Source organism: Kitasatospora sp. NPDC042419 (assembly GCF_056437345.1).
In genome coordinates, this window is the sequence record NZ_JBWKAW010000017.1 from 90,418 (window position 1) to 107,445 (window position 17,028).

Annotated in this window: 14 protein-coding genes; 12 read left to right on the forward strand and 2 right to left on the reverse strand. The window is 73.4% G+C overall.

The genetic code is table 11. The features are described 5' to 3' along the window. Positions 1 to 33: 33 nt before the first annotated feature. The gene (locus AC067J_RS27595) at positions 34 to 666 is read right to left on the reverse strand and encodes a helix-turn-helix transcriptional regulator (RefSeq protein WP_478303597.1); all 633 of its coding nucleotides are present in this window, start codon (positions 664 to 666) and stop codon (positions 34 to 36) included. A gap of 442 nt (positions 667 to 1,108) precedes the next feature. Between AC067J_RS27595 and AC067J_RS27600 the strand changes: the two genes are divergently transcribed. The 12 genes from AC067J_RS27600 (at position 1,109) to AC067J_RS27655 (ending at position 13,205) form a co-directional block, all read left to right on the forward strand. Then, complete coding sequence (locus AC067J_RS27600; RefSeq protein ID WP_478303599.1) at positions 1,109 to 1,993, forward strand: alkaline phosphatase family protein; 885 nt, start codon at positions 1,109 to 1,111, stop codon at positions 1,991 to 1,993. 89 nt (positions 1,994 to 2,082) lie between these two features. Then, a complete protein-coding gene (locus AC067J_RS27605) occupies positions 2,083 to 3,012 on the forward strand; it encodes a hypothetical protein (protein ID WP_478303601.1) in 930 nt (309 codons plus the stop codon). 91 nt (positions 3,013 to 3,103) lie between these two features. Further along, positions 3,104 to 4,369, forward strand: coding sequence for an MFS transporter (locus tag AC067J_RS27610; protein WP_478303603.1), 1,266 nt, complete (start codon positions 3,104 to 3,106; stop codon positions 4,367 to 4,369). Positions 4,370 to 4,472: 103 nt separating this feature from the next. After that, positions 4,473 to 5,480: an LLM class flavin-dependent oxidoreductase gene (locus AC067J_RS27615; RefSeq protein WP_478303605.1), complete on the forward strand. Its 1,008-nt coding sequence runs from the start codon at positions 4,473 to 4,475 to the stop codon at positions 5,478 to 5,480. Positions 5,481 to 5,853: 373 nt separating this feature from the next. Then, positions 5,854 to 6,456 carry a DJ-1/PfpI family protein gene (locus AC067J_RS27620; RefSeq protein WP_478303607.1) on the forward strand — a complete coding sequence of 201 codons (603 nt, stop codon included), beginning with the start codon at positions 5,854 to 5,856 and terminating at the stop codon, positions 6,454 to 6,456. 110 nt (positions 6,457 to 6,566) lie between these two features. Further along, positions 6,567 to 7,721 carry an inorganic phosphate transporter gene (locus tag AC067J_RS27625; RefSeq protein ID WP_478303609.1) on the forward strand — a complete coding sequence of 385 codons (1,155 nt, stop codon included), beginning with the start codon at positions 6,567 to 6,569 and terminating at the stop codon, positions 7,719 to 7,721. After that, a complete protein-coding gene (locus AC067J_RS27630; RefSeq protein WP_478303611.1) occupies positions 7,718 to 7,966 on the forward strand; it encodes a hypothetical protein in 249 nt (82 codons plus the stop codon). Before AC067J_RS27625 ends, AC067J_RS27630 begins: the two co-directional genes overlap by 4 nt. 204 nt (positions 7,967 to 8,170) lie before the next feature. Further along, complete coding sequence (locus AC067J_RS27635) at positions 8,171 to 9,229, forward strand: DUF4129 domain-containing protein (protein ID WP_478303613.1); 1,059 nt, start codon at positions 8,171 to 8,173, stop codon at positions 9,227 to 9,229. After that, positions 9,226 to 9,771: a hypothetical protein gene (locus AC067J_RS27640; protein WP_478303615.1), complete on the forward strand. Its 546-nt coding sequence runs from the start codon at positions 9,226 to 9,228 to the stop codon at positions 9,769 to 9,771. Before AC067J_RS27635 ends, AC067J_RS27640 begins: the two co-directional genes overlap by 4 nt. A 124-nt stretch (positions 9,772 to 9,895) precedes the next feature. Further along, positions 9,896 to 11,053: an AAA family ATPase gene (locus AC067J_RS27645; protein ID WP_478303617.1), complete on the forward strand. Its 1,158-nt coding sequence runs from the start codon at positions 9,896 to 9,898 to the stop codon at positions 11,051 to 11,053. Further along, positions 11,050 to 12,486: a DUF58 domain-containing protein gene (locus AC067J_RS27650; protein ID WP_478303619.1), complete on the forward strand. Its 1,437-nt coding sequence runs from the start codon at positions 11,050 to 11,052 to the stop codon at positions 12,484 to 12,486. The genes AC067J_RS27645 and AC067J_RS27650 overlap by 4 nt, the downstream gene beginning before the upstream one ends. Further along, on the forward strand, positions 12,483 to 13,205 hold the full coding sequence (locus AC067J_RS27655; protein WP_478303621.1) for a hypothetical protein: 723 nt from the start codon (positions 12,483 to 12,485) through the stop codon (positions 13,203 to 13,205). The genes AC067J_RS27650 and AC067J_RS27655 overlap by 4 nt, the downstream gene beginning before the upstream one ends. A 128-nt stretch (positions 13,206 to 13,333) precedes the next feature. On the opposite strand, the gene dnaE is transcribed toward AC067J_RS27655, so the two are convergent. After that, complete coding sequence (gene dnaE, locus AC067J_RS27660; RefSeq protein ID WP_478303623.1) at positions 13,334 to 16,885, reverse strand: DNA polymerase III subunit alpha; 3,552 nt, start codon at positions 16,883 to 16,885, stop codon at positions 13,334 to 13,336. Positions 16,886 to 17,028 lie beyond the last annotated feature (143 nt).

Sequence of the window (17,028 nt, forward strand, 5' to 3'; positions counted from 1 at the left end):
GCCTGAACGAGGGACACCGCCGGGCGGGGTGCCTCAGGACGAGGGCTCGGGCACCCGGTGCGTGCGCGCGAGCAGCGCGGCGCGGGTCAGCTCGGCCTTGTTCCCCGCGCCGGTCTTGGAGCGGATCCGCTTCACGTAGGTGTCGACCGTGTGCCGGCTGATCCCGAGCCGGGTGGCGACCTGGCTGTGGGTCAGCCCGTGCGCGATCTGCGCGAGCACCTGCTCCTCCCGCCGGGAGAGGCAGAGCGCCGGACCGGCCTCGGCGGCACTCCCCGCGTCCGGGGGGCCGGACGCCGCCTCCTCGCCCTCCGGCCGGAACAGCCCGCCGACGGCGACCTGTTTGACGGCCTCCACGAAGACGCCCGACTCGTCGAAGCGGCTGACCAGGCCGCGTGCCCCGGCTTCGAGGAAGGCCCAGGGCGGGAACGCCGACGTGCTGCTCGTGAGCATGATCACGGGCGCGAGTCTGGCGATCCGTGCCACGTACTCGACCGGATCCGCCTCGACGACCGCCTCCGGGTCGATCAGGTGGACGTCCGCGGCCCAACACGGTTCCTGGACCGAGGAGAGCCGGGTCGTGACGTCCGTGATCCCGGCTGCCGTGAAGACCGCCTTCACGCCGAAGAGGAAGACCGGGCTGCGGTCCAGGACGTCTATCTTGATCATTTTTCCCCCCGTGGATTTCAGATCGTTATGTCTTGTTTCCTTCGTGGAAGCAGGAATCTCCTCCTCCGTACCGGATAACCGATATCTTGGAAGGTTCAGCTCTCCGCCCTGCTGCCCGATCGGCAGTTTACTGACCGTCTCGGAGGCCGAGACCGGGGTCCGTGTACCTGGTTCACGTGACGTGATGGGCGCTCCTCGCGGTTGGCATGATCATGTGCTGACGCATGCATCTTCGCAGGGTGCGGGTGGGGGACCGACCGGCAGGTCGGCGATCCGGTGCCCGCGCCGACCGCGCGCCGGAGTCCCGCGCCCGCCGTGACCCGGCCGCCCGCGTCCCGCGGCTCCACCGACCACCCCACCCACGGCTTTGCCGGCGGCCTCACCGAGGGCTTCACCGACGGCCTCACCGACGGCTTCACCGACCCGACGAGCAGGGAGCAGCATGAGCAGGACGAAACTCGTGACCGCCGCGGTCGTGGCGGCCCTGGTCGCCCTGACGGCCGTCGTGGTCGCGACCACCCGGTCCGGGTCCTCGGCGGGCACCCCGGCAGCCGCCGCGAAGGCCCCGGTCCCCCGCTACGACCACATCGTCATCGTCCTGTTCGAGAACAAGGACTACTCGGCGGTCATCGGCAACCACAACGCGCCGTACATCAACTCGCTGGCCGCGCAGGGCGCGAGCTTCAGCCAGTCGTTCGGTGTCACCCACCCGAGCCAGGGCAACTACATGGCCCTGTTCTCCGGCTCCCAGCACGGGGTCACCGGTGACGCCTGCCCGGTGGACCTCACCGGCAAGGCCAACCTGGGCAGCCAGCTGATCGAGGCCGGGCTCACCTTCAAGGGCTACTCCGAGGGCCTGCCCTCCGAGGGGTTCACCGGCTGCACCAGCGGCCGCTACGTCCGCAAGCACAGCCCCTGGGTGAACTTCGACAACGTCCCGCCCACGGCCCACGTCGGCTACGACGGCTTCCCGGCCGACTACGGCAAGCTGCCGACGGTCTCGTTCGTCATCCCCGACCTGTGCAACGACATGCACGACTGCTCGGTCGGCGACGGCGACACCTGGCTGAAGGGCAACCTCGACGGCTACGCCCAGTGGGCCAAGACCCACAACAGCCTGCTCGTCGTCACCTTCGACGAGGACAACTTCAGCTCGGTCAACCAGATCGCCACCGTGTTCGTCGGCGACAAGGTGCGGCCGGGGACGTACTCCCAGCAGATCAACCACTACAACGTGCTGCGGACGATCGAGGACGCCTACGGGCTGAGCCCGCTGGGCAACGCCGCGACGGCCGCCCCGATCACGGACGTGTGGACGGCCTCCTGAAGGGCGCGCCACCCCGGCCGCAGCCCCGCCCCGCCCTGAGCCGCCCCGCCTGACCCGACCCGGCCCGACCCGTAGGAAGGACGTCCACCGTGAGAAGGCGCATCGTCACCGCGCTGGCCTGCGCCGTCCTGCTCGCCGCCGTCGCCGTCGGCTACACCGTCCTCCGCGCCGGACCGGCGCCGGGCGCCGCCGGCTCCGGCGTCACCCTCGACGGGCCCGGGCTGCTCGTCCGCGACACCGCCACCGGCCGGCTCGCGGTCCGGCACGAGGACGGCGGCCGGACCGTGGCGCCCGTCGGCTGCGCACGGCTCTACGCGGCCGCCGGCACCGGCGTCTGCCTGCGCGAGGGCGCCGTCTCGGCCCGCCTCGTGGTCCTCGACCGGACCCTCGCGGAGGTGCGGAACATCCCGCTCAACGGCGTACCCAGCCGGGCCCGGGTCTCCGCCGACGGCCGCATGGTCTCCTGGACGGTCTTCGTCGCGGGCGACTCCTACAACGGCGGCCGGTTCTCCACCCGCTCCGGGATCCTCGACACCCGCACCGGCGAACTCGCGGGCAACCTGGAGAACTTCACCGTCGACGGACGCCCGCCCGCCCCGGACGCCAACTTCTGGGGCGTCACGTTCGCCGCCGACGACAACCGGTTCTACGCCACCATGTCCACCGACGGCCACCGCCGCCTGGTGGCCGGCGACTTCGCCGCCCGCGACCTGCACGAACTCAAGGACAACGTCGAGTGCCCGTCGCTGTCCCCCGACGGCACCCGGCTCGCGTACAAGAAGGCGCTGCCCGGCGGCGGATGGCGCCTCACCGTGCTCACCCTCGCCGACCTGACCGAGACCGCGCTGGCCGAGACCCGCAGCGTCGACGACCAGGCCGCCTGGCTCGACGACGCGACGGTGGCCTACGCCCTGCCCCGCTCCGGAACCGGCTCGGACGTCTGGCGGGTCCCCGCGGACGGCTCCGGGGAGCCGGTCCTCCTGGCCGCCGGCGCGGAGTCACCCGCCGTCCTGCGCTGACCGGTCCAGGGCGTGTTCGCAAAGCCGCGTCGCCGCCCCGGCGGGACTTTGCGAACACGCCCTGGGCCCCGAACCCGGAGGATCACTGCCCGTGTACCTGACCACGATCGACGCCGGCACGAGCGCCCCGGACGGTGCCGGACCGGGCCGCCACCGCTGGAAGGCGGTCGGCGGCAACGTGTTCGCGCTCGGCGCGGTCAGCCTGACCACCGACATATCCGCGGAGATGGTCACCGCGGTCATGCCGCTCTACCTGGTGATGGGCCTCCAGCTCGGCCCCGTGGCCTACGGGGCGCTCGACGGCCTGTACGGCGGAGCCACCGTGCTGCTGCGCCTGGTCGGCGGCTACCTCGCCGACCGGATCAGGCGCCGCAAGGCCGTCGCCGGCCTCGGCTACGCACTCTCGGCCGCCGCGCGGATCGGCCTGCTCGCGGCCGGCCACTCGGCTCCGGCGATCGGGCTGGCGATCACCGCCGACCGGGCCGGCAAGGGCCTGCGGGCCGCGCCCCGGGACGCCCTGATCACCCTGTCCGCTCCGCCGCACGCCCTCGGCCGGGCCTTCGGCGTGCACCGCGCGATGGACGCCGCCGGCGCGTTCGCCGGCCCGCTGGTCGCCCTGGCCGTGCTCGCCGCGGCGGGCCAGGCCTTCGACGCGGTCTTCGTCACCAGCTTCTGCGTGGGCCTCCTCGGGCTCGTCCTGCTCGTCCTGTTCGTCCGCGACCACCGGGAACCCGGGCCGCCGGGGGAGGGGGCGTCGCTGCGGGACTCCGCCGGACTGCTGCGCCTGGCCCCGGTCCGCCGCCTGCTGGCGGCGGCCGGCCTGCTCGGACTCGCCACCGTCGGCGACGGCTTCGTCTACCTGATGCTGCAGCGCCGCGAGGAGGTGTCCGTCGGCTGGTTCCCGCTGCTGGCCGTCGGCACCGCGCTGTCCTACCTGCTGCTGGCGGTCCCGGTCGGGTACCTCGCCGACCGGTACGGCCGGCGGATCGTCGTCCTCGCCGGGTACGCCGCGCTGGCCGCGGTCTACCTGCTGCTCGCCGGCGCCGCGCACGGCCGGCTCCTCGTCCTCGCCGTGCCGGCGCTCTACGGCTTCTTCTACGCCGCCACCGACGGCGTGCTGATGGCACTGGCGGGCCCGGTGCTCCCCCCGCGGCTGCGCACCACCGGGCTGGCCCTGATCCAGAGCGGCCAGGCCCTGGGCTACCTCGGCTCGTCCGTGCTCATGGGGTTCGCCTGGCAGCTCTGGGGCCCGGAGACCGCCGCGCTGGCCGCCGCGCTCGCCGTCGCCGTCGCCCTGGCCGCCACGGTGCGCCTGCTGCCCGCCGGCCGTCCCGCCCCCGGCACCCCCGTCCGCTGAACCCCGCCGCCGCGGGCCTCGGGCTGTCCCCGCTTTCGGGGGCTGCCCATGACGGGCGGGGCGGTTTTGCATGGTCGGGTCCACGCCGACGAAGGAGACCGCCGTGATCGATGTCTACGCCACCTGTCCGCCGTCCTACGGCCGCCCGCCCGAGGAGTTCTCGCAGTCGATCATGAAGACGGCGGCCCGGGCCGAGGCCGCCGGTCTCGAAGGCTTGCTGATCTTCACGGACAACTCGTCCTTCGACCCCTGGTTGGCGGCGCAGCAGATCCTGCACCGGACCACCTCCCTGGTCCCGCTGGTCGCCGTCCAGCCCGTCTACATGCACCCGTACGCCGCCGCCCGCATGGTCAGCAGCCTGGCCTCGCTGCACGGCCGGCGGATCGACCTGAACCTGGTGACCGGCGGCTACCGCCCCGACCTCGACGCGCTGGCGGGGTTCCTCCCGCACCGCGAACGCTACGACCGGCTCGTCGAGTACGGGAGCATGGTCTCCGAACTGCTCCGGGCCGAGGAGCCGTTGACTCGCAAGGGCGAGCACTTCGAGCTGCGCAAGGCGGTGCTGTACCCCAAGCTCCCCGAGGGGTTGGAGCCGCGGGTCTTCCTGGGCGGCTCGTCGACGGACGCCCACGACGCGGCCACGGCGCTGGGATGCACCCGGCTCACGTACCCGCGAGCGGTCGAGGAGTACGCGGACGACCCCTCCGCCCTCGCCGGGGTCGGGATCCGCGTGGGCATCATCGCGCGCGACGACAGCGAGGAGGCGTGGCACGTCGCGCACCGGAGGTACCCGGGTGCGGAGTGGGCCGAGCGCGCGCACGAGGCCGCCCAGGGCGACGTCGACTCCCAGTGGCACCGGAGGCTCTGGAAGGACTCGTCCGGTGCCGGGAAGGCGCGGGGGGCCTACTGGCTCCACCCGTTCCGGACCACGCTGGAGTTCTGCCCCTTCCTGGTGGGCAGTCACGAGGAGGTGGGTGCGGAGCTCGCCCGCTACCTCGACCTGGGCGTCTCCACCCTGGTCCTGAACTTCCCCCAGAAGGACGAGGACATCCCGCACGCGCTGCGCGCGGTCGAGTACGCCCAGCGCGCGGTGGCGGGCGCGGCGCGATGAGGTGACCCGAGGTCCGGGTGCGGGCGTCGCCGTCGGCGGCGCGCCCCGCCCGGACCTCCACGACGCCCCCGGCGCGCGTCCCGCGGCGAACGGCCGTCGACGGACTTCTTCCCGACAGGCACGGGTCCGTACCGCTGTCAACGATCTGTCTCATCGTCAGAAATCTTGTAGCACAAGTGAATTGGCGCGACTTGACGGCTGTCGACCGGTCGTCCGGTGCGCGTTCGGACGTGCGGGGAGGAGTGAATCCGCCCCGACTCTGCTGCGCGCGTGCGGCCGGTTCCGGACATGCGCCGGATACCGGGTCCTCGCCGCATCCGCGGGGGAGAATTCTGCTGGCGGGCGTTCCGGACCCTCTGCTTTGATGGCGGCCATGAACGACGGAACCACTCGGCAGATCGCGATCCTGCTCTTCCCCGAGGTCGAGGAACTGGACGCGATCGGGCCCTGGGAAGTCCTCTCCTACTGGACCCGCAAGTTCCCGGAGGACGGCTGGGCGGTGAGCTGCGTCTCCCGCGACGGCGGCCCGGTGCTCTGCGCCAAGGGGCTCACCGTGCAGGCCCACCAAGCGCGGGACGCGATGCCCGCGCCGGACGTGCTGCTGCACCCCGGCGGCCAGGGCACCCGCCCCCTGCTGGAGGACGCCGACCACCTCGACTGGGTCCGCGGCCTGGCCGCCACCGCCTCGCTGACCACCAGCGTCTGCACCGGCGCGCTCGTCCTGGCGCGGCTCGGGCTGCTGCGCGGGCGGCCCGCCACCACGCACTGGTCGTCACTCGACCTGCTCGCCGAGCTGGAGCCCACCGCGGACGTCCGCCGGGACGAGCGCTTCGTGGACGACGGCGACCTCATCACCTCGGCCGGCATCTCGGCGGGCATCGACATGGCGCTGCACCTGGTGGCCAGGCTGCACTCGGTCGAGCGCGCCCGGCAGGTCCGGCACGGCATCCAGTACTACCCCGAGCCGCCGGTGTAGCGGCCGCACGCCGTGCCGTTGGTCCGATCGGGTGGCGGGCCGGTGGCGCTCCGGCGCGCCGGGTCGTCGGGGGATCGGGCCGATCCGGCCGGCGGGCTAGGTTCGGGCCCGTGACCGGCAACGACGCGGTCCTGGCTCTGGTGGTCGTCACCGCGCTGGGGTTCGACTTCACCAACGGATTCCACGACACCGGCAACGCCATGGCGACCTCGATCGTCACCCAGGCCCTGCGCCCGCGCGTGGCCGTCGCCCTCTCCGCCGCACTCAACCTCGTCGGCGCGTTCCTGTCGACCGCCGTCGCGGCGACCATCGCCGGCGGCCTGGTCGACAGCGCCGACGTCACCCTCGTCGTCGTCTTCGCCGGCCTGGCCGGCGGCATCCTGTGGAACCTCACCACCTGGTACCTCGGCATCCCCTCCAGCTCCTCGCACGCACTCATCGGCGGCGTCGTCGGAGCCACCATCGCCGCGGCCGGCACCTCCGCCGTCAAATGGCAGGGCCTGGTCTCCAAAGTGATCGTGCCCGCCACCCTGTCACCGTTCATCGCCGGCACCGTCGCCGTCGCCGGCACCCACCTCGTCTACCGCCTCACCCACCACGTCCCCGAACGCCCCCGCGACCACGGCTTCCGACTCGGCCAGATCGGCTCCGCCTCCATGGTCTCCCTCGCCCACGGCACCAACGACGCACAAAAGACCATGGGCGTCATCACCCTCGCCCTCATCGCCAACGGCACCCTCCACACCGGCGCCCAGTCGCCGACCTGGGTGATCACCTCCTGCGCGATCGCCATCGCCCTGGGCACCTACCTCGGCGGCTGGCGCGTCATCCGAACCCTCGGCAAAGGCCTCCTCGACATCGGACCACCCCAGGGCATGGCCGCCGAATCGGCCTCCGCCGCCGTGATCCTCGCCGCCACCGACTTCGGCTACTCCCTCTCCACCACCCACGTCGCCACCGGCTCGATCCTCGGCTCCGGAGTCGGCAGGAAAGGCGCCGTCGTCCGCTGGAACACCGCCCGCCGGATGGCCCTCGCCTGGCTGCTCACCCTGCCCGCCTCCGCACTCGTCGGCGCCGCCGCCTACTGGACCGCCCACGCGATCGGCGGTACCCCCGGCGTCGTCGTCGTCTTCGTCCTGCTCCTCCTCGCCTCGACCGCCTTCTTCGCCGCCTCCCGACGCACACCCGTCACACCCGACAACGTCAACGCCGCCTGGACCGGCTCACTCACCCCCACACCCGAGATCAACGAGGCACCCTCGTGACCTCCTGGATCAACCTCCACGCACTCTGGCGCATCCTCCTCGTCGGCCTCCTCGCCGGCGCCGGCCTACCGGCCCTCTTCGCCATCGGCCTACGCGCCCTCAACCCCCCACCCCCACCCGGCACCCCAGCCACCACCACCCCGCCCACAGCCGGCCCAGCCGCCCGCGCACTCGCCACCCTCTGCTTCGCCACCGTCCTCGCCGCCATCGCCTGGGGCATCTCCGTCATCGTCAACCACAGCTGACCACCCACCGGCCCACCTGCTCTGAGCGACGGCCGGGGTCTGGTCGTGGGCGGTGGCGGGTGGGTGGAGGGCCTTGCGGGGGAGGGAAGTTGAGGGGTGGGGAGGTCCGGCGGGCGAGGGGCGTGACAGCGCGACAGTCGGCATGCGAAGCTGCACTCCGGTGCGCACTGGTCTGCACCACGGGGGACACCGGGGGGTATCCGTATGAACGACGACGCGGCGCGGCGTGGGCGCCGGGCGGCGGGTGCCGGACGGGTGCCGGGCGTCGTGCTGGTGGTGGCCGGGGTACTGCTCGCCGCGGCCGCGCTCCGGCCGGACGGCGGGCTGCTCGGGACGGCCGTCACCGGGCCGGTGCGCACGCTCGGATCCGTGGTGCTGCTCGCGCTCGCCTGGGCCGTCGTCGCCGGGCGCTTCGCCTCGCGGCTGCGCGAGGAGGTCCGGCACCTCGTCGGGCCGACGCCGTGGGCCGAGCGGCTGCGGGGGGCCGCCGTCGTGCTGCTGGCCGGAGTCGCCGTCGCGGTGCCGGTGCTGATGGTGGTCTTCCACAGCCGGGCGGCCGACCGGCCGGAGCCGGTCGTCGAACCGAAGGCGCGACCGACGGAACCGGTGCCGATCCCGGACGACCAGGATACCGCCGGGGAGCCCGGTGACCCGGTCGAGCCCCTCCTCGCGGTGCTCGCCGCCGCCCTGGTCCTGGCCCTGCTGGCCGTGCTCGTGGTCGTCCTCCTCCAGATGTTCCGCCGGCTGCGGCTCGGCCGGCGGCAGCCGCCCGGCCTGCTGCCCGCCGCACCGCCGCGGACCGGGGACGTCCTGGCCGCCGCCGTCGTCACCGGCCGGCGCGCGCTGACCGGCGACGACGCGCGGGCCGCCGTGATCGCCTGCTACGCGGCGATGGAGGGGTCGCTCGCGGCCTCCGGGGTGTCCCGGCGGGACTGCGACAGCCCGACGGAGCTGCTGGACCGCGCGGTGGCCCACGACGGTGTGGACCCCGTCCACACCCGGGCCCTCACCGCGCTGTTCCGTGAGGCCCGCTACTCGACCCACCCCATGGACGACACTCATGTGCACCGCGCGCGGACGGCCCTCGACGCCGTCGCCGCCCGCCTGGAGAGCCGGACGGACGGGCCGCCGGAGTCCCCGGAGCAGCTGGAGTCCCCGGAGCGCCTGGAGTCCCCGGAGCACCTGGAGCCTGCGGGACCCCCGGGCCCCCCGGGGCGGAGCGGGCCGGGCAGCCGGACCGGCGCGCCGGGAGACCGCCGGTGAGCGCCCCCGAGCCCGGGCGGGCGGAACCGGGCGGGCGATCGCGCGGCCCGGAGATCACACCGGGCTCGGTGCGGCACAGCCTGATCGAGCTGGCCGTGCCGGCCGTCCTGGCCGAGGTCGTGTTCGGCCTGGTCGGCGGCCTGCCCGCGGTCGGCGCCGGCGCGGTCCTGCTGACCGCGACCGCCCTGGTCGCCGGCCGGTTCGTCGGCGGCGCGGGCTTCGCGGAGGAGGGACTGCGCCGCCGCCCCCGGCTGATGGAGGCGTACGAGCCCGGACTGGGCGACTGGCGCTGGACCGTCCGCCAGGGCCTGGACCCGCAGGGCGACGGCCAGGCCCTGCGCGGCCGGCTCCAACGGCTGTTCGCCGCACGCCTGTCGGAGGCCCACGGCCTCACCCTGCGCGCCGACCACGACCGCGACCGCGCCGCCGAACTGCTCGGGCCCGGGCTCTGGCCGTGGATCGACCCGGAGGCCCCGGCCCCGGCCGGGAGCATCCCGGCACCGGTCCTCCGCGCCCTCGTCGACCGGCTCGAATCCCTGTAGCCGCGGCGGGCCCGTCCACGGCACCACCCGCAGCGCGCCCGGAACCCCGGCAGCGCCGGCACCTCCCGGCACCCCGGGCGCCACCCCCACCACGACACCGGACCAGAAGCCACTCAGGAGAGCCATGACCGCCGTACCCCAGGCCCCCGTCGACCCGCCCGTCGGCCCGCCCGTCGACCTGGACGCCGCGCACACCCCGCCCACCCCGGGCGGCGGGCCCGCCGAGGCGGTCGTCCTGACGCCGCACCAGGCGGGCCAGCGCGCCCGCGAGGTGGTCAAGGAGATCGAACGCGCCGTGGTGGGCAAGTCCGAAGCCCTGCACCTGGTCATGCTCGGCGTCCTGGCCGGCGGCCACGTCCTGATCGAGGACCTGCCCGGGCTCGGCAAGACCCTGCTGGCGCGCTCCTTCGCGACCACCCTCGGCCTGGACTTCCGCCGGATCCAGTTCACCCCCGACCTGCTGCCCTCGGACGTCACCGGCGCCCCCTTCTACGACCGGCGCAGCGGGGAGATGGTCTTCAGGCCCGGTCCGCTCTTCACCCAGCTCCTGCTGGCCGACGAGATCAACCGCACCCCGCCGAAGACCCAGGCCGCGCTGCTGGAGGCGATGGCCGAGGGGCAGGTCTCCGTCGACGGCGCCACCCGGCGCCTGCCGCAGCCCTTCGCGGTGATCGCCACCGCCAACCCGATCGAGTACGAGGGCACCTACTCCCTGCCGGAGGCCCAGCTCGACCGCTTCCTGCTCCGCGTCCGGATGGGATACCTGTCCACCGGGCTGGAGGCCGCGCTGCTCCGGGCCCGCCTGGACCGGGCCGCGCCGGAGCCGGTGCTGGAGCCCGTCAGCAGCCCGGCCGAGCTGCTCGCCATGCGTGCGGCCGTGGAGCGGGTCGAGGTGGACGACGACCTCGTCGAGTACGTGGTCGCGCTGGTCGACGCCACCCGCGGTGACCAGCAGATCCAGGTCGGCTCCTCGCCCCGCGGCGGCCTCGCGCTGATCCAGCTGGCCCGGGCCCGCGCCATGCTGGAGGGCCGCGACTACCTGACGCCGGAGGACGTCAAGGCGCTCGCCGTCCCCGCGCTGGCCCACCGCCTCACGCTGCGGCCGGAGCTGTGGGTGCGCCAGGTCGAGGTGGACGACGTGATGGCACGGCTGGTCGACTCGGTGCCGGCGCCGCAGACCGTGCCGCGCACGACCTCGGGTGCGGCGGCAGGTGTGACGGCAGGTGCGGCTGCGGGCCCGGGCGCCGGCCCGGCGGACGGCTCCCCGGTCGGCGCGCGGTGACCGCCGCACCACCCGCCGTCGGCCGGCCCGGGGAGCGGGCCGACCCCGCCGCGCCCGCCCCCGCCGTGCCCGCCGACCCCGCCGCGCCCACCACTCCCGCCGCCACCGCGGACGCCGTCAGCCGCCGCGTGCTGGCCCGCAGCGCCTGGGCCACCGAAGCCGGACTCCCGAAGTCCCCGCCCTCCCCGCACTGGCGGGCCGGTGAGCAGACCCTGCGCCTGCTCACCGTCGCCGCCGTCGCGGCCGTCGCCGCCCTGGCCACCGGCCGCCCCTGGCTGCTCGCCCTGGCGGCCGGCCCCGCCGTGCTGCTCGCCCTGGCCGCCCCCGGGCGCGGCCGCCCCTCGGAACTGGCCGCCGAGAGCACCGCCGAGCCGCGCCGCTGCTTCGAGGGCGAGCAGGTCACCGTGCGGATCACCCTCCGGCACGACGGCCGGATCGGCCCGCTCGACCCGACCTTCGCCTTCGGCCCCGGCCTCACCCTGGAGGCCCTCACCATCGGTGACGACGGGCTCGACCTGGTCCTGAGGGCCGGGAGCTGGGGCCGCTGGACGCTGGGCACCGTCGACCTCGACGTCTACGACGCCGGCGGGCTGGGCCGCCGGACGGTGCGCGCCGACCTGGGCGAGGTCGAGGTCTTCCCGGTGCCGAGCGCCTCCCGCCTGACCCCGATCCCGGTCCGCCTGCCCGAACGGATCGGCGAGCACATCACCGCGCACGAGGGCACCGGTGTCGAGGTCGTCGGCGTGCGTCCGCACGTGCCGGGCGAGCGCCAGCGGCGCATCCACTGGCCGTCCACCACCCGCCGCGACGCCGTCCAGATCAACCAGTTCGCCGCCGAACGCGCCGCCGACGCGGTCGTCCTGCTGGACACCCTGGTTGACGTCCGGGACGCCGTCACCGGCCTCTCCAGCCTGGACGAGACCCTGCGGGCGGCCGGCGGACTGACCCGGGCCTACCTGCGGCGGCACGACCGGGTCGGCCTGATCGCGGTCGGCGGCGACCTGCGCTGGCTCACCGCGGCCGGCGGGGACCGCCAGTTCTACCGCATGGTGGAGAGCGTGCTGGAGGTCCGCCAGGACCGGCGCCACCGCGGCCCCGCCCTCCCGCGCCTGCCCCTGGCCGCACTGCCGGGCCACGCCCTGGTGTACGCCTTCACCCCGCTGGCCGACCAGCGGATCCTGGACGTGCTGGGCCAGGTCCGCGAACGCGGCAACCCGCTCGTCGTGGTGGAGATCCCGGCCGGCGAACCGGTGGCCGACCCCGAGGACGAGGTCGACACCCTCGCGCTGCGCCTCTGGCGCGCCGAACGCGAGGCGATGCGCTCGGCGCTGCGCGGCAGGGGCATCCCCGTGGCCCGCCACACCGCGGGCGAGGCGCTCGACCTGGCGCTCGCACCCCTGCTGCGCCGCCGGATCGGGAGGCCGGCCCGGTGACCGCGAGGCAGAGCACCGCCACCACGACCGGCACCACGACCGGCACCACGGCCGATCCGGCCGTCGGGCCAGGTCCGGGGAGCGCACCGGAGACCCGCCCGGACGCGGGAACAGACTCGGGAACGGACGCGGGCCAGGGCGCGCACACGGGCCCGGACACCGCGGCCGCGGCCGGACGTCCGAGGCCGTCCAGCGACCGGGCCCGCCTGCTCCAGCGCACCGCCCTGCGCGGCACCGGCGCGGCCCTGGCCCTGACCGCCGCGCTCGGCGGTGCGACGGACCGGTTCGGCGCCGCCGCCCCGGTGGCGGCCGCCGTCCTCGCGCTCTGGGCCGCCCCGGCCCCCGAGGGCCTGCCGGTCCGCGCGCTCACCTGGCCCGCCCGGCTGGCGGCGGCCCGCACCACCCTGCTGGCCGCCGGGTCCGTCCTGCTCGCCGCGCTCGGCGAGCCGCCGTTCTGGCGGGCCCTCGCGGTCACCGTGCTGCTCACCGGCTACCTGCTGCTGCTCGACGCCTTCGGTACGCACCGCCGGACCGTCGGGCCGGGCCGCGCGCTGGCCGCGGTGGCCGCGTCCTGCCTGGTGCTGCCGGTGGCGTTCGCACCGCTGTCGGCGGGCGAGTGGTCCCGGCCGGCGGCCCTGCTCGGCCTGGCCGCCGCGGCCTGCGGCGTGGGCCTGGCGCTGTGGCCGCACCGCGGGCGAGGACGCGACACCCGGACCTGACGGACACCCGCAACCGACCCCGGCCCCGGCCCACGGAAGTCCGCAGGCCGGGGCCGGGGCCGGGGCCGGTTGTGGGGCCGGGGTCGGGGCCGGCACCCGGAGAGGGGCCGGGGGGTCCGGAACGGCCGCTACACCGTGCCCTGCCAGGACTGGGTGCCGAACAGCGTCTTGATGTCCGAGGCGAGGCCGTTCTCCGGGTTCACCAGGAAGCCCAGCTCGTACAGGATGCTCCGGTCCCAGCCGGTGGTGAGCAGCCGCACCGGCACGTCCCCCGGGTGGTCCTGCAGGGCGAGCTTGAGGTCGGACACCACGTCCGGGGTGATCTTCCCGATCGGGATGCTGATCTGGACGGGCGGCTTGGTGCCGAGTTCGGCGGAGGACACGTCGAGGGTGGTGATCTCCTGGCCGAAGATGCTCAGGCTGCCGTCGCGTTCGTTGAGCCGCCCCCTGGCCGAGATGACGTTGTCCTCGACCATCTGGTCGGCCATCAGGTTGTAGGTGGCGGGGAAGAACAGCACCTCGACGGAGCCGTCGCGGTCGGCGAGCGTGATGATCGCCCAGGCGTTGCCCGCCTTGTTGATCCGGCGGTCGACCGCGGTGATCAGGCCGGCGAGCCGGACCTCGCCCTCGGTGCGGCCGGATCCCATGAGTTCGGCGATCGAGGTGTCGCGGTTGCGGGAGAGGATGTGCTCGGCGCCGTCCAGCGGGTGGCTGGAGACGTACAGGCCGAGCATCTCCCGTTCCAGGCTGAGCAGTTGCTTGCGCGGCCACTCACGGTCGGTCAGCTGGAAGTCCAGGCCGATCGCCGGGGCGCCGGCGTCGGACTCCAGGGCTCCGAAGAGGTCGTCCTGGCCGATGGCCTGCTGCTTCTTGAGGCCGGTGACGGCGTCGATGGCGGTTTCGTGGACGGTGCTCAGCGAGAGGCGGGTGTGCCCGAGGGAGTCGAACGCGCCGGCCTTGACGAGGGAGTCGACGGTGCGCTTGTTGCACACCACCAGCTCGACCTTGTCCAGGAAGTCCGCGAACGAGGTGTACTTGCCCTTCTCGTCGCGGGTCTTCACCAGCGACTCGATGACCGGCACGCCGACGTTGCGCACCGCCTTCAGGCCGAAGCGGACGTCGCTGCCGACGGCGGTGAAGTCGACCACCGACTCGTTGACGTCGGGGGAGAGGATCTTGATCCCCATCTGGCGGCACTCGGCGAGGTACACCGCCATCTTGTCCTTGTCGTCCGCCACCGAGGTGAGCAGGGCGGCCATGTACTCGGCGGGGTAGTTCGCCTTGAGGTACGCGGTCTGGTACGAGACCAGGCCGTAGGCGGCGGAGTGCGATTTGTTGAACGCGTAGCCGGCGAACGGGACCAGGACGTCCCAGACCGCCTGGATGGCCTCGTCGGAGTAGCCGCGCTCGCGGCAGCCCGCCTGGAAGGGGATGAACTCCTTCTCCAGCACCTCCTTCTTCTTCTTGCCCATCGCGCGGCGGAGCAGGTCGGCTTGGCCGAGGCTGTAGCCGGCCAGCACCTGCGCGGCTCGCTGCACCTGCTCCTGGTAGACGATCAGGCCGTAGGTCGGGCCGAGGACCTCGCTCAGCGGGGCTTCGAGCTCGGGGTGGATCGGGATGATCTCCTGCTGGGCGTTCTTGCGCAGCGCGTAGTTGGTGTGTGAGTTCATGCCCATGGGGCCGGGCCGGTAGAGCGCGGACACCGCGGAGATGTCGGCGAACTCGGTGGGCTTCATCAGGCGCAGCAGGGCGCGCATCGGCCCGCCGTCGAGCTGGAACACGCCCAGGGTGTCGCCGCGGGAGAGGAGCTGGTAGGTGGTCGGGTCGTCGAGCGCGATCTTCTCGATGTCGACGTCGACGCCCCGGTTGGCCTTCACGATCTTGATGCAGTGGTCGATGATGCCCAGGTTCCGCAGACCCAGGAAGTCCATCTTGATCAGGCCCATGGCTTCGCACGACGGGTAGTCGAAGCCGGTGATGATCACGCCGTCCTTGTCCCGCTTGTGCAGCGGGATCAGGTCGAGCAGCGGGGTGGAGGAGAGGATGACGGCGGCGGCGTGCACGCCGGTGCCGCGGATCAGGCCCTCGATGCCCAGGCCGGTGTCGATGATCTTCTTGACGTCGGGCTCGTTCGCGTACAGCGCCCGGATCTCGGTGCCCTCGTTGTAGCGGGAGTGGCTCTCGTTGAAGAGGTCCGCGAGGGGGACGCCCTTGCCCATCACGTCCGGCGGCATGGCCTTGGTGATCCGGTCGCCCATCGCGAACGGGTAGCCCAGGATGCGGTTGGCGTCCTTGACGGCGGCCTTGGCCTTGATGGTGCCGAAGGTGTTCACCTGGGCGGTGTACGCGGAGCCGTACTTCTCGGTGACGTAGCGCACCATCTGGTCGCGCTGGCGGTCGTCGAAGTCGATGTCGACGTCCGGGGGGTTGATGCGCTCGGGGTTCAGGAACCGCTCGAACAGCAGGTCGTGCTCCAGCGGGTCCAGCTCGGTGATCCGGGTCAGGTAGGAGACCATCGAGCCGGCCGCCGAGCCTCGGCCCGGGCCGACCGGGATGCCGTTGTCGCGGGCGTACTGGCAGATGTCCGCGACCACGAGGAAGTAGGCGTCGAAGCCCATCGGGCTGATGACGCCCATCTCCAGCTCGACGCGGTCCAGGACCTCCTGGCTCGGGTTGTCCCCGTAGCGCGCCTTGAGGCCGATGGCGATCTTCTTGCGGAGGAAGGAGGCCTGGGTCTCGCCCTCGGGCACGTCGAACTGCGGCATCCGGTCGACGTAGGTGAAGACCTCGTCGTACGACTCGATCCGCTCGGCGATCGCGAGGGTGTTGTCGCAGGCCTCCGGCAGCTCCCGGAACAGCTCGCGCATCTCGGCGGCGGTCTTGATGTAGTAGCCGGTGCCCTGGAACTTGAAGCGGTTCGGGTCGTCCTTGTTCTTGCCCACGCCGACGCACAGCAGGCTGTCGTGCGCGTCCGCCTGGTCGGCGGTCACGTAGTGGGAGTCGTTGGTGGCCAGCAGCGGGATGTCCAGCTGCTTGGCGAGGCGCAGCAGGTCCTCGCGGACGTCCCGCTCGATGGACAGGTCGTGGTCCATCAGCTCCAGGAAGTAGTTCTCCTTGCCGAAGATGTCCTGGTACGCGCCGGCGGCCTTCACCGCCTCCTCGTACTGGCCGAGCCGCAGCCGGGTCTGCACCTCGCCGGAGGGGCAGCCGGTGGTGGCGATGATGCCCGACGCGTTGGCGGCGATCAGCTCGCGGTCCATCCGGGGCTTCATGTAGTAGCCCTCCATCGACGCGAGCGAGGAGAGCTTGAAGAGGTTCCGCAGGCCGGTGGCGTTCTGTGCCCACATGGTCATGTGGGTGTAGCGGCCGCCGCCGGAGACGTCCTTGCCGCCCTCGCCGTCCGAACTCGGCCGCTGGCCGCCGGGCGACCAGAAGACCTGCTTCTTCTCGAAGCGCGAGCCGGGTGCGACGTACGCCTCGATGCCGATGATCGGCTTCACGCCGGTCTTGGCGGCGCTGTGGAAGAACTCGTACGCGCCGAACATGTTGCCGTGGTCGCTCATCGCGATGGCGGGCATGCCCTGTCTCTCGGCCTCCGCGAAGAGCTTGCCGTTCTTCGCGGCCCCGTCCAGCATCGAGTACTCGGTGTGGACGTGCAGGTGGGCGAAGGTGTCGGACACTGCGCTGGGGCTCCTTGCGGATCGACGACCGGAGGGAAGTGCCCAACCCTACGCGGAGCCGGGGTCCGACTCGCCGTGGTCCGGCGATCCACCGTCGACCGTGACGGATTCCTCACATCGGATCGGGCGCCGGGCGGGGGTGC